This is a genomic window from Shewanella sp. MSW (assembly GCF_007636515.1).
In the GTDB taxonomy this organism is placed as follows: domain Bacteria; phylum Pseudomonadota; class Gammaproteobacteria; order Enterobacterales; family Shewanellaceae; genus Shewanella; species Shewanella indica.
Genome location: NZ_LVDR01000001.1, coordinates 371,322 through 383,350 on the forward strand (window position 1 = coordinate 371,322; position 12,029 = coordinate 383,350).

At 47.1% G+C, this 12,029-nt stretch carries 9 protein-coding genes, 2 tRNA genes and 2 pseudogenes; 5 read left to right on the forward strand and 8 right to left on the reverse strand.

Annotation, left to right across the window (positions count from 1 at the left end):
• The first annotated feature begins 1 nt into the window (after position 1).
• The 3 genes from AYI96_RS01585 to AYI96_RS01595 all read left to right on the forward strand — a co-directional run bounded on the left by AYI96_RS01585 (position 2) and on the right by AYI96_RS01595 (position 3,146).
• Positions 2-934 carry an FAD:protein FMN transferase gene (locus tag AYI96_RS01585; protein ID WP_260852928.1) on the forward strand — a complete coding sequence of 311 codons (933 nt, stop codon included), beginning with the start codon at positions 2-4 and terminating at the stop codon, positions 932-934.
• Positions 935-1,098: 164 nt separating this feature from the next.
• Positions 1,099-1,758, forward strand: coding sequence for a response regulator (locus tag AYI96_RS01590; RefSeq protein ID WP_039035905.1), 660 nt, complete (start codon positions 1,099-1,101; stop codon positions 1,756-1,758).
• Entirely contained in the window at positions 1,755-3,146 is a 1,392-nt protein-coding gene (locus AYI96_RS01595; protein ID WP_101096812.1) for an ATP-binding protein, read from the forward strand. The genes AYI96_RS01590 and AYI96_RS01595 overlap by 4 nt, the downstream gene beginning before the upstream one ends.
• Positions 3,147-3,233: 87 nt before the next feature.
• On the opposite strand, the gene AYI96_RS01600 is transcribed toward AYI96_RS01595, so the two are convergent.
• A complete protein-coding gene (locus AYI96_RS01600) occupies positions 3,234-5,183 on the reverse strand; it encodes a TonB-dependent receptor plug domain-containing protein (RefSeq protein WP_082014369.1) in 1,950 nt (649 codons plus the stop codon).
• 383 nt (positions 5,184-5,566) lie between these two features.
• Here AYI96_RS01600 and AYI96_RS01605 point away from each other — a divergent pair.
• Together AYI96_RS01605 and AYI96_RS01610 are read left to right on the forward strand one after the other, a co-directional pair.
• Positions 5,567-5,654: transfer RNA gene (locus AYI96_RS01605), tRNA-Ser, on the forward strand.
• Between the two features lie 622 nt (positions 5,655-6,276).
• A tRNA-Ser gene (locus AYI96_RS01610) sits at positions 6,277-6,367 on the forward strand.
• Between the two features lie 618 nt (positions 6,368-6,985).
• Here the strand turns inward: AYI96_RS01610 and AYI96_RS01615 are convergent.
• From AYI96_RS01615 to AYI96_RS01645, 7 genes and pseudogenes are all read right to left on the reverse strand, one after another.
• On the reverse strand, positions 6,986-7,489 hold the full coding sequence (locus tag AYI96_RS01615; RefSeq protein ID WP_144360851.1) for an ankyrin repeat domain-containing protein: 504 nt from the start codon (positions 7,487-7,489) through the stop codon (positions 6,986-6,988).
• Positions 7,490-7,712: 223 nt separating this feature from the next.
• Positions 7,713-8,141, reverse strand: coding sequence for a hypothetical protein (locus AYI96_RS01620; protein WP_144360852.1), 429 nt, complete (start codon positions 8,139-8,141; stop codon positions 7,713-7,715).
• Positions 8,142-8,384: 243 nt separating this feature from the next.
• Positions 8,385-8,705, reverse strand: a complete 321-nt coding sequence (locus AYI96_RS01625) for a hypothetical protein (protein WP_144360853.1) — start codon at positions 8,703-8,705, stop codon at positions 8,385-8,387.
• 123 nt (positions 8,706-8,828) lie between these two features.
• Positions 8,829-9,071: pseudogene (locus AYI96_RS01630) on the reverse strand (transposase); the annotation flags it as partial.
• A gap of 103 nt (positions 9,072-9,174) precedes the next feature.
• Positions 9,175-10,506 (reverse strand): MATE family Na+-driven efflux transporter, encoded by a 1,332-nt coding sequence (locus AYI96_RS01635; protein ID WP_144360854.1) that lies wholly within the window; start codon positions 10,504-10,506, stop codon positions 9,175-9,177.
• A 66-nt stretch (positions 10,507-10,572) separates the two neighbouring features.
• Positions 10,573-10,724, reverse strand: a pseudogene (locus tag AYI96_RS20435) (transposase); the annotation flags it as partial.
• A gap of 110 nt (positions 10,725-10,834) precedes the next feature.
• Positions 10,835-11,611 carry a hypothetical protein gene (locus AYI96_RS01645; protein WP_100145666.1) on the reverse strand — a complete coding sequence of 259 codons (777 nt, stop codon included), beginning with the start codon at positions 11,609-11,611 and terminating at the stop codon, positions 10,835-10,837.
• Positions 11,612-12,029 lie beyond the last annotated feature (418 nt).

Below are 12,029 nucleotides of genomic sequence, written 5' to 3' on the forward strand. Positions count from 1 at the left end.
GATGAACCTTAGCCGTACCGACTTTGGTTTTCGTGGCCGTTTTCGCTCGATGGCTAGCCCCTGCGAGTTACTGATTGCAAGCGATGACGAGCGTTTGGCGCTTAGCCTCACTCAAGCTGCCATTAAGGAATGCCAAAGGCTTGAGCAGAAATACAGCCGCTTTTTAGCGGGCAACTGGCTATGGCAGCTCAATCATTCAGCCGGAGCGCCTATTATACTGGACAGCGAGGCGGCGGCGTTGCTGCAGTTTGCCAAACGCTGCTGGCAACTGAGTGAGGGCTTATTTGATATCACAGCCGGCCCTCTGCTCGCGCTCTGGTGTTTTGAAAAGGGAAAGGGTTCAGAAACTTCACTGCCGGGTTCGACTGATATCAAAAAAGCCTTGTCCCGGGTTGGCTTTCAACACCTCAAGTTCAGTTCCCATTTTGATGACAGTGCTGAAGATAAAAGCCCCCGAGAAATAGCTGATCCGCCCTGGATCATGCTGCCAGAGGCAATGCAGTTGGACTTCGGCGGCCTGGTAAAAGAATATGCCGCCGATAGGGTTGCCGGGCTGTGTATGACCCGGGCCGCAACCACCGAGGTGTTGGTTAATCTCGGTGGTGATATCGCCGTCAGTGGTAACAGATGTTGGCAGGTGGGGATTGAAGATCCCGCCAATCTTGACCGGGCAGTGGAGCTGATGTCGCTCGATGTGGGCGCATTGGCCACCAGTGGCGACAGTCGCCGCTTTATCGAACATCAGGGGCATCGTTATGGTCATATTCTGGATCCTCGCAGCGGTTATCCTGTACAGGACGCGCCCCATAGCGTGACGGTTAAGGCCGCGAGCTGCATCACAGCCGGCATGTTGGCGACCCTTGCCATGTTAAAAGGCGCGGCGGCAGAAGACTTTCTCAAGGTGCAGCAACTGGAGTATCGCGTCATCAGATAACCTCTTCAATGAGTTGCGATTGCCGAAATCAGCAGTCTTCTCTTTGACTATTTGTAATTATGCTGCCATTTGAGTTTTTTCGGGCCGCTTGATTCTTGCCTTCAGCTTGACACAGGCGCGGCGCTGCTGCGAAATAGGGGCAACCTAAACCGGATGTTATACCCATGAGAATATTGCTGATAGAAGACAATGAGTTGTTGGCTCAGGGAATCTTGCTTAGTCTTGCCAAGTTGGATATGCAAGTAGATCACGTCACCAGTATCAAACAAGCAGAGGCGGCAGTGGTGAATGAAACCTTTAGCGCCATAGTGCTGGATCTGGGCTTGCCTGACGGTAACGGCCGTCAATTATTGACCCAATGGCGCCGCCGCGGCATAGACACCCCGACTATAGTGCTGACCGCTAACACCGACTTTGATACCAAGCTTGCCTGCCTGGATCTCGGCGCCGATGATTACCTGGCCAAACCCTTCGATGTACGCGAGCTGGTGGCCAGAATTAAGGCGATCGTCAGGCGACAACACGGTCTTAATCAAAACCGTTTGGAAGTGGGGGCACTGGTTATTGATATGGATGCCCACCAGGTGCTGTTTCGCGGTCATCATATTCAGGTGTCGCGGCGCGAATATCAATTGCTGCTTGAACTGGCTCAGTCCAGTGGCCGGGTGCTCAGCCGTAATCAACTTGAGCAGCTGACCTATGGCTGGGATGAGGTCGGTAGTAACTCCATCGAGGTGCATATTCACCATTTACGTAAAAAAACCGCCAATGAGCTTATCAAGACAGTACGTGGCATAGGCTATACCTTGGTGGCAGTAGAATGAGCCGGGTATCTTTGCGGGTGGTGATGATGGCATTGATGCTGCTTGGCATCTGTTTGTCGGTTGGTGTCAGCAGTTACCTCAACACCCAGGATTCTCGCCGTCAGATAGAAGAGCTGTTCGATGCTCAGATGCTGCAAAGTGCCAAGATGCTGGAGATGTTTTATGGCGCTCAGGGGCAAGAGCATCAGCTGGATATGCTTGAAAAACCGCTGATTTTGAGCGTCAACCCGGGCAAGGCCAACACTTTTACCGAGCAGGCTGATGCCACTGAGCTGAGTTATGAGTTGAAGCTTGCCTATCAGATGTGGACCCCGGCCAAACAGTTGATGGCGCGTTCTGATAACAGTGACATTGAGCCCATGGCGCCGTTCGAGCGCGGTTATCACAGACACTATTATCAGGGCGAGTTGTGGCATCTGTTCAGTTATTTCTCTGACGATCTGGGCGTGTGGATCATTACCGGCCAAAGGGATGATGTGCGTGGCGAGCTGGTGGAGCAGATCATGGGCAACAGTTTTATTGGTCCGGCCTTGGTGGTGCCGGCAGTGGCGTTGCTGATGGTGTTTCTCTCTTATTGGTTGTTGCAACCTCTGGACAGTTTGGCCGTCAGGCTTAAGCACCGAAGCCCTGCGGATATGCGGCCGCTGGCGTTGCAACTACCCAAAGAGTTAGTGCCGGTGCAAGATGCGCTCAATACCTATATTACCCGCATTAGTGATAATTTAGCGCGAGAGCGGCGTTTCAGCGCCGATGCGGCGCATGAGCTAAAGACCCCGCTGGCGGTCATTAAACTGCACCGTCAGGCCTGGCAACAGGCCAAGACAGAGGCCGAGCAGCAGCTGCACCTTAATGCCATAGACACAGGTATTGGTCAGATGACCCATATGGTAGAGCAGCTGTTGTTACTGTCTCGGGTGGAATCCCTGTCCGAGCTGGAAGTGGCGCAAACGCCGGTGGCGGTAATGGTGCAGGAGGTGCTGGATCAATTGCTGCCGCTGATTGCCGATTACAGTTGGCAGCTGGAATTGCCGGAAGAGGTGTGTGTCAGGGTCGATCCCTTCTATATGAAACTGGTGCTGAAAAACCTGCTGGAAAATGCCTGCAAGTATTCGGGCAAAGATCAGCCGATCAAAGTCAGTTGCTGGCAAGAGGGTCGCCAAGACAGCAAACAAGTGGTTATTCAGGTATTGGATTCAGGGCCTGGGCTGCCATTGGAGCAGTGTCGGCAGTTGACTGAGCGCTTTTTCCGGTTCGCCGATGAGTCGGTATCCGGTGCAGGTCTGGGCTTGTCTATCAGTGCTCAAATCGTCGAGCTGCATAAAGGTAAGTTGAGTATTCAACCGGGCATTGAACGTGGCTTGGATGTAAGGATCATCTTGCCGGTTTGAGTTAGTCGGGCAAAGACAAGTAAAAAGCCGAGCAGAAATAAAAGCCGCAGCCTCCAATGGGGTTGCGGCTTTTAAATAAGGCAACTCTCAGAACAGATAACGATAGATTACTTGCGCCGTTCGCGGAGCGCCCAGAGTGGCAATAGGGTACTCGGCCTTGTGGCCATGTTTGAAAATAGCGCTGGTGTTGTCCTCATCAAACAGATTATCTATCCGCAGCGTTAACTGCTGGTTTTGGCTGGCGGTCAACCACCAGTCGGCGCCTATGCCTGTCAGCAGATAGTCGCCGGCCTTGAGCCCATAATCGGTAAATTCACCCACATAACGTCCCTGAAGATAAACATTCAGTGAATCAGTGGCATCCCAACTGAGGCGGGCAAAGCCCATGTATTGCGGGATCCGCTCTATCTGCTGATCTTTGCCGCGCTCGCGGGCACGGTTATAACTGCCGGATAACTCAAGTTGCCAGCCCTGGGCGGGGTTCATGATGTATTGAATATCCAGCCCCTGAGCCCGAACCTTGCCATCCAGGTTGGCGTACTGCCAAACATTGGTAGCAATTTCCCGTTTGTCCACCAGGTTGTCGGTTTCACGCCAGTAGGCCTCGACACTGAAAGTAAAGTCGCCTTGATAGACCAGTGTCAAATTGGTGTTGATACTCTCTTCACTCTCAAGATCAGGGTTGCCCAGGGTGCCGACCTTGGCCCACAGCTCAGATGACGTGGGTTGCCGAAAACCATTGCCCACTGCGGCTTTCAGTTGCCAATTTTGCCCAAGCTCCTGCTCAAGTCCCAGTGACGCCACCCATTTGTCTTCATTGTTTGCCAGGCGGTTATACCTGAGCCCCAACGCCAGCACTGTGCCTGGCAGAGCGGAAAAATTCGGCTTGTATTGCAAAAAGGCGGCTTTGGTATCGTCGGTGGGCGCTTGCAGCTCCATCACTTCATCGGCGCCATAATAGCTTTGCCACTCTACGCCGCCGAGCCAGTTGTCACCCGAATCGGCCCGGTAACGACCGCTTACCTTGGCGCCCTTGTCGGTAAAGCCCCAGTAGGCATCCCGGTAAGGGATAGTCATGCTGCCATCCGGCTCCAGGGTGATTTCAGAGTAATAGGAGTCCCAGTTTTGATAGTGAAGCCGGGTTTCCAGGCTCAGCTTATCCGTTGCTTGATATTGCCAGCCGAGCCAGGCCAGAGTCTGTTTGCGCTCGTTTTCCGAGACGATGGCGCTGTAGGCCAAAGGCCTTTCCAGTACGCCATTATTGTATTGGCCGAACAGGGTGATTTTGTGCTCGGCAGCGGGTTGCCAATTGAGCTTACCGCCTATGTTCATCATGCGATAACCCCGGTCTTTATCTTCCGCGGCTACCGGCGAGTATTCGTCATCTTCCCAGAATGCGTAACCGTCAGATTGACTGGAGCTGCCGCTGAGGCTGTAGCTTAAGGTATCGCTGCCGCCACTGACATAAGCACCGAGATCATAACTGGTGAGAGTGTCGGCGCTTAAGTTAACTTCGCCGCCTTGCTCGCCATGATTGTCGCGGGTGATGATATTGACTACTCCGGCAATGGCATCCGAGCCGTAGATCAAACCTTGAGCGCCTTTGATCACCTCAATGCGCTCTATCATCATGGGGTTGATACTGTCGGTATAGGTGGAGCCATAGAGGCGGTTATTGAGGCGATTGCCGTCCAATAGCCAGAGTATATCCACAGGACGACTGCCCTGAAGCGAGTAGTCGGTATCCGTATGGCGGCCATTACGGCCGTTGGCAAATAGCCCGGGCACAAACTGGTTGAGGATTTCATTGATATCCACCGCACCAGCCGACACTATCATGTCGCGGCTGATAACCGTCAGACTCTGACCGGTATGGCTTAGAGCCAACACAGAATCATCCTGATAGCGGGTACCGTTGACGGCGATGATCTCCATCGCTTCGTCGGCCTGGCCGGTAGGCACCAGCAGTATATAAGCGGCAATAGCGTAAAAGGGCAGCCAAGGCTGTGTCCGTTTTAAAGAGTAACTTCTACACATCTCAATCGTCCTTAAAAAGACTGTGTGATAATTCAGGCAACCGTTAATCGGGTTAACTTTGTGTTGCCGCGCATTCAAAAGGTGTGATTTGTATGAGTGCGCCGAGTTACATCGCTTATTAACACGGTGACGATTATAGAAACTCAACCAAGTGATTTGTTGATGGAGATCAAATTCCAGACAAAGAGTATGAAAAATATTATATTCGTAATACTGATGTGGACTTCGACGTATGCTGATGAGGAGGCTTTAAGGCGATGACACTGAAGCAACTTGTTGCGGCTAAAAACCAAGCGAACGAATGAGAATGCGCGATAAAAGATTGACCCGGTCTGCCTACTTCTCTATAGTAGCGCCCCGTTGAGACTCAAGAGTCCAACTATGGTGAGGTGTCCGAGTGGCTGAAGGAGCACGCCTGGAAAGTGTGTATACGGCAACGTATCGAGGGTTCGAATCCCTCCTTCACCGCCAGATTTAAAAAACCCGACCTTTTGGTCGGGTTTTTGCTTTTCTAAGCACAATCTTTCGAATGATTGTGAGTGGTTCAGCCAGCACTGTCAGCTTTTGGCGCCTGGAGGGGATAAAGGCTGGTACAAACATAGGCGGTGTCTATGATTGAATCTAGGCCAGACGCCACGACAGACTTGTACAAGATTTGCACAAGGTCAGGCAGGTTATTCCCGTCGAACTCAGCCCCTTCCTTGAGGGTAAATTAGAGCCTCAAGATCAAGCCCCCCCAGAAGTAAGACTCAAAGGTTCTCTAGCTATTAACGAGTTCGAGAATCTGATAGTTCAAGCGCTTAAGGCCATAGCCATGCCAATGATGTCGATGTAATGACTGGGTAAGTTTCGGATTAGCACAAGATACAGCCGAAACAGAAAGGGATTACGAGGCTTCGGAGGTAGGGGCATGAACTGAATTTCATCAGAGCGGCAAAACTGGGAACTCCATATCGTCAGTATATTTCCAAGGGCTTGCAAGGCTGGAATGTTCAACTAAAAGCCGCTTTGACTAACGAATAAGCAATTGGAACGAAATGATTTATTAAAGGTTTACACGCCTTTATGTTAGATATATTATTCGCCTCGTTCCGGAGGGGTGGCAGAGTGGTTGAATGCACCGGTCTTGAAAACCGGCATGGGTTTATAGCCCATCCAGGGTTCAAATCCCTGCTCCTCCGCCATATTCAGAGAGGCCCGCTTGTGCAAACAGGCGGGCTTTTTCGTATCTGAGTTTTGCTGATTGTTATTTGTTTGGTGTTGTTTGGGGGATTTCCGGGGATTGCTGGGTTTATAGCGCCGTCATGCAGGGTTCAAACTTCTGCTCCTCCGCCATATTCAGAGAGGCCCGCTTGTGCAAACAGGCGGGCTTTTTTGTATCTGAGTTTTGATGATTGTTATTCGTTTGGTGTTGTTTGGGGGATTTCCGAGGGACTGCTGGGTTTATAGCGCTGTCATGCAGGGTTCAAACTTCTGCTCCTTTACCATATTCAGAGAGGCCCGCTTGTGCAAACAGGCGGGCTTTTTCGTATCTGAGTTTTGCTGATTGTTATTCGTTTGGTGTTGTGGGGATTTCCGGGGGATTGCTGGGTTTATAGCGCCGTCATGCAGGGTTCAAACTTCTGCTCCTTTGCCATATTCAGAGAGGCCCGCTTGTGTAAACAGGCGGGCTTTTTCGTATCTGAGTTTTGCTGATTTCCTTGGCTTGTGGCCTTGTTGAATTAACGCACTGATAAGGCCTGGAAAAATGACAGTCACTAATATGTAGTGCATATTGACAATAAAATAGTGGGGGAAGGGAGTTAGCTAAGGGACTGGATATAATCTGCAATGTCAGTGCGCCCCCATTCATGGGCAAATTCAAGGGCTCCCATGTCCTTCATCGTCTGGCCGGTATATCGGACCCTTGTATCTATACCCGCCTCCACTAGCCGCTTCACAATATGGAGGTGACCATAATGTATTGCAGTAAAAAGGGGATTGCGGTCTGGCTCAGAAATATCGAGTCTTGCGCCAAGGCCGATGAAGTAGTTCACAATATCTTCGTTGCCATTCGAAGCAGCCCTATGGATTGGACTACTGCCACTGATACTGTCTCTGCTATCGATATCGGCTCCCAGCTTGACCAAAGCCTGGCACAATGCCAAGTTGTTATTATCAGCCGCAATATGAAGCACGCTGCCCAGTGGCGTTTGTAATCGAACCAGCTCTGAATTCATCTGCAACAAGTCGATTGCATCAGCGGTTCTCTTCTCCCTGATGCATGTCATCAGAGCCCTTAATTTCAGTATTACTGCTTCGTTCACTTATTTATCCGTCCTGAGTTAGTGATTCCCTGTGGGTATCAAGCCTAGTGTTTTCTAGAGTATGAGATTAATTAACAGCCTCATGCTGGTTGAGTTTTACCGACAAAACATGGGCAAACATTCACTATTGGCCAGTAAACCTATGCTGTCGAATAAGGTTCATATGACGGCTTGTTTTATTAATACCTGTAGTGCCGCATTTGACAGAGGGTTACGGCCCCCACTAGGTGCAGAAATTCTTACTATTAGGATTATCTGGGTTCAGGACTTGTATCCTAAAGTCCGGCGCCAGATTGAACCGTTTTATAACGCTCGATATTCGGTCAGAGGTTAATGCAGAACCGAAATCCGAGAAGAATGGGATTGGATCATTATTGATAGCCCACATGTCATTCATTGTCTTGGCTAATTCTCTTGCTTGCTCCCAATCACCTGCAAATATCTTGGAGTAATCAAAATGCGGCCATGCCGCAATATCATCCTCCTCTGCCGAATCTTCGCTGAAGAGAAAGGATACACTGATCTCCGAGTGCCAAGGAAACACGCCTACGTCAATGATCCTTAGCTCTTTTTCGCCAAAGTCAGCTAAAGCTTGCCGCAATTTCCCTTCTAGCAGTTGTTCAATTTTTTCTCTGCTGTATTCCATATCCATTCCCATTTCTTTTGATGTCTTAATTAAGCTGTATAGGTTTATATGAACTGTTAGACTTCGCGCCTACTGACCTTTCCCGAGATTAGTATCAAGGATGCAAGATGTCGCATGTAGTCTTGCAAGCCGATGTTCAGCCATTTAAATTAAAAATACAGCAAAAAACTACTATGCCCATAACTCTTGTTGTAATTGTACGAATTTTCCAAGCGTTACCAAGTCCAGCTGTAATGTAACATGGTCTTGCTAGAATTTGATTGCACTTAAAAACTTAGAAATAGAGTTGTGTAACTTGAAAACACCAAACTCTATATCTACGTAGTACACGTTGCCTTCATTTTTTGGACCACTACCGACAAAAATCATTTCATCGCCTAGGGTGACAGCAATGGGGTTTGCATCAATACCTTCAAGATAAGGGGTATACCTTTCACGGATAGCCGTTACCTCTTCTGGCTGGATTATTTCAACTATCTCCAACTTCTTGTCAGGTATAAAATTACTCAACTCCTTATACTGAGCTACATCTATGTATTTTCCGATAATTTCTTCTGTGATGCTTTCCATTACTTCCCCGAGAGGTATCACGCCTCAAGTAGCGCTTCAGTTAGTTGACTTGTTAATTGAAAACTGATGTAAAAAGCAAAAATTAAGCTATCCACTGTAAAACAATAACTTAATCTTCTTTCTGTCTATATCAATATGCAACACCAGATGCAGAAGATTACTCATGATGGTGAATGTGGCCATATCAATGGCAAAAACGGCTTCCAGTTCAAACAGTAACGATTCCACCCAACCACGGCGGTGGTCATAATTCTTGCCCGAGTAGGCATCATCACCACACAGAAAGGCACGCCGCACCACGCGGCTGCAACAGTGGTAGTAGGGCGTATCTTCAAGGCTGATTTGAGTTCGGCGAGGGCGCGGCATAATAACCTCCTTGTTAAATACTTAAACAAAACATAGTCGGAGACTAACTACCGCGCCATTAACCTTGGGTGTCCATTTTTTTGCCTTCTAAAATTTCAACATCCTAATTAACTTGAAGTTCTGGCTGTTTAGCTGAGTTCAACTTGCCTCTGAGGATACGATACAAACCCCAAGTAACAATAGCATCTGCTGTTATTCCTAAACCAAACATCACTGCAATACTTTGAAGTGTGGGCACAAATATGCCTACTTGATAAAACACAAATGCACCGCCATAAAAAATACAATTGACGATCAAAGATTGATAGAGCATTAGATCGGTACGTCCAATCCCATAAAAGTAGTTATCTATGACACTGTTTAAGCTAAACACCATATAGAATCCCACCATCAGCCACACCAGATCCGTGATCGGTTTAGGGTCACTTACCCCCATTACATTAGAAATAAAACTATTCCACAATGGCGCAGTAAGCATCCAAATAGTAATGATTCCTGTAGTTAACAAGAGGTAGTGATTAACCTGTTTAGGTGTTAGGCCATTATTAATCGCCGCATCCTGTTTTACTAGTTTACCCAAAGCTAAGACAGGAAGTAGCAACCACCCCCAAATAAACTGGTTAGCAATCCAAAATATTCCTGCCTGTTGTACTTGGTTTACCAGTTGCAGGATCATGATAATAAATGCGGCATTACGAACAAAAGACTCAAGACCAGATTTACAGCCAATTGTTCCCCACTCTTTGAGCCATTGCTGTTGAGGTACCTTACCTTGCCGTATGTTTAAGCTCACGCCTGATTTCGATAAATAAGTGACAGCTGCTACAGCAAGAAAGCTATTAACAATAATATTGCTAATAGCTATCCCATTTACGCCGATTTGAAATGAGAATGATTGTTTACTGACTAGCAGACAATCGCACATAACTGTCATAACCATTTGTACTATGAGTAATTTATACAGTACTTTTTTCTCGTTTTTCAGCACTAAGACCAACGACAAGAATGCATAAAGGCTAGAAAGAAGAATAGCTAATGACTCTAATCGAATGTATTGAACGGTACTCTCAAACAACTCAGTTTTCTGCTGCATTGCCCCAACGAATTGTGGCGCTAGCCACAATACTAAAACGGTCACAACAAGATAACTCAATACGATAATAAGTAATGAAATACTTGCTCGCTGACGAAAGTCCTTTTCATCGTTGATGACTTTTCCGAGAATAAACGCTAGCGGTATCAAGAGAGTTTCGCTTAGCACCTCATAGCCAACATTTAGCCAAGCTACTTGTGCTGCAATACTGAACGCCCAAGGGCTTGGTATACTCCCCAAAAAGTGGATTCGCGTTGTCGAGTAGATTAACGGTATAAAGCTTGTAAGGATCAACACCAGCCAAAGTTGGTAATCAATTGATCTTATTTGGTTTTGTTTCAAAATTAAATCTTATTGTTGCTCTTTAGAAAAATTTGAAAAATCAAGCCACCTACTATAAAACAAAACCAGTTCAAACAGTAACGATTCCACCCAACCACGGCGGTGATCATAATTATTGCCCGAGTAGGCATCATATCACACAGAAAGGCACGCCGCACCACGCGGCTGCAACAGTGGTTATCTTCAAGGCTGATTTGAGTTCGGCGAGGGCGTGGCATAATAACCTCCTTGTTAAATGCTTAAAAAAAGCATAGTCGAAGGCTAACTACCGCGCCATTAACGTTGGGTGTCCATATTTTTTATAAGCGTACAGAACATCAATCTATACTCACCACCTAACATTCTTGCCAAAGGTATCTTTGGCTTGCTCTTCCTGTTGCTTCAACCACCTTGTTCTTTCACCGCTTTCTTGAATATAAATGCTTAAATCACGTATAGAGTCAAATGGAAGGCTATATGGAATGGAACGTAAATAAATAGATTGTACCGCTGTATTAAGGAATAAAGATTTTTGCTCGGGTTGGTTTAAAAACAGCTCCATTAATTGTGGATGATACTCTTTCATATCCTCGCTACCATGTTGACCTGCAGCAGCGTCAACACGATTCGCCATTAAACGAAGAACATCCGAAGTAAAACCATATTTTTCTATAATGTCAATTATATGACCCGATTGATATACCTCATGATCCAAATCATTTTGAAGTAAAAGCTCGATATACAACGGAATATATTTTTCATGATACATACAAAGAGCATAAGCTCCTGGTTCAGCAAGATGGTCTTCATCCCCACCCCAAAGTTCCAAAGTGGTTGTTTTACAGTAATTAGTGATATTGTAGATAAAAGTAACCGCTTTTCGCTCTAAAGTTGGATCAGTCGTAAATTTCTTGAACATCTCCTCTTCACTGACCGAACCTTCGGGAGTCACCACATTAATTTCAATAGGGCAGTTCCAGTCAATATCAGCGCGATACTCATCGATTCTAGACGAAATATCAACATAAGCATCGGCTAACTTAGTGAGTGTTTCTAAAGTATTAATTTCATCCACTTCAATATTGATAATAACTTCATCGTTACAGTTGTTAATCGTTTTTTTCACATCATACCTTGGAAATTAAAAATTTACTTATTGCACAAAAACTTTCAGAATAAAAAATCAAGCCACCCACTGTAAAACAATAACTTAATCTTCTTTCAGTCTGCGTTCAAGCACCGCTAGGGGATTTGAGCACCCGGAGGTAGAAAGATATCCGTGAGTTGCAGAGGTTTGATGAAATCGAACCGATTTCACGCAAAAATGCGAGATTTGAGCCGTGCAAGCCCCACCCATGGTTCAGGGGATTTCAATGACTGCGGTTGAGATAGAGTGGGGTTCAAGCCGTTTGAAAGTACTGGCAACTGGTTGCAAAATGCCGTCGTCGCTTCTCCAAATGTTCGCAGTAACAGCTGAGCTCTTGCAAGGTGCCTACCGGTCCACGAAATAGTCTTCCAAATTCAGTGGTAAGCTTGAGCCAGTT